At 67.2% G+C, this 1,015-nt stretch carries 1 protein-coding gene and 2 pseudogenes; 2 read left to right on the forward strand and 1 reads right to left on the reverse strand.

Annotated features, from left to right (window positions below; all coding sequences use genetic code 11):
• Nucleotides 1–151, forward strand: a pseudogene (locus tag BKN37_RS28550) (ABC transporter ATP-binding protein); the annotation flags it as partial.
• A 59-nt stretch (nucleotides 152–210) separates the two neighbouring features.
• Nucleotides 211–315, forward strand: a pseudogene (locus BKN37_RS30115) (hypothetical protein); the annotation flags it as partial.
• Nucleotides 316–397: 82 nt separating this feature from the next.
• Here the strand turns inward: BKN37_RS30115 and BKN37_RS27300 are convergent.
• Nucleotides 398–820 carry a PPOX class F420-dependent oxidoreductase gene (locus tag BKN37_RS27300; RefSeq protein WP_071030435.1) on the reverse strand — a complete coding sequence of 141 codons (423 nt, stop codon included), beginning with the start codon at nucleotides 818–820 and terminating at the stop codon, nucleotides 398–400.
• Nucleotides 821–1,015 lie beyond the last annotated feature (195 nt).

Raw genomic sequence — 1,015 nt, forward strand, 5'->3', positions numbered from 1 at the left:
GCGCCGGGCCCGGGTCCGCGAGATCCTGCACACCCTGCCCAAGAACGCCCAGGCCGCGATCACCGACGACCTGGAAGGCACCCACAAATACGAAGTGCACGACTTCCCCGACGACGAACCGCCCACCGGGCGAATTCCAACCCAGCAGTGAAGCAGATATCAGCGCGGACACGCCAAGATGCGATGTTCGGGCGACCCCCGCGCGGCCCTCTGGCGGCCGCACACCGGCTGCGCTGCAAGGACCCCGAGCTGATCGCGCGGCTGGACGCCGCGTTCGTCAGCGACGTCCCCGCCCAAATCGGCTTCCGCTTCTAACGGCGCGCCGCCGTGACTGTGCGGTTTGATACGCCCACGCGGCGTATCGCGTATGAAACCGCACAATCGGCGCAATCTACGGCTAGTCGGCGACCCCGAATGCGGAGATCACCTTGGTCGGCCGCACCCGCACCAGCAGCTCACCGGGAACGGCGTTGCGGCGGCCGAATTCGTCGGCGCGGTCGGCGCCCATATACCGGGCCCCGATCCGGGTTGCGCTGGCCAGCAGGTCGTCGGCGTTCTCGCTCACCGCGGCGATGCCCTGCACCTGCACGAACGAATACGGGGGATGGGGATCGTCCACACAGATCACCACCCGCGGATCCCGTGCCAGCGCACGCCCTTTCGCCGTGTCGGCGCCGGTGTTGAACACCAGCGCACCGTCATCGACGACAAACCACACCGGGGCGACCAGCGGCCGCCCGTCGGACGCCAGGTAGCCGAGCATGCCGGTGCGGGTGCCCGTCGACAAGAACGCGGCCACCTGGTCGGAGAGCTCGGCCATGGCGTCAACTGTACCGCGGCGAGCAGACGCAAAAGCCCCTTCAAACCACTGTTTTGGGGTGCTTTTGCGTCTCAGTGTCAGTGTGAGTGTGCCGGGTTGCGGTGTGTCTGCGTGACAGGTGCCGTGGCGCGGTGGTTGGTTCTGTCTTACCTGGTGTCTGGCTCATTTTGCGTCTGCCGCCCTCGGGGTTGGCGT

The sequence above is a fragment of the Mycobacterium talmoniae genome (assembly GCF_001854525.1).
GTDB lineage: Bacteria > Actinomycetota > Actinomycetes > Mycobacteriales > Mycobacteriaceae > Mycobacterium > Mycobacterium talmoniae.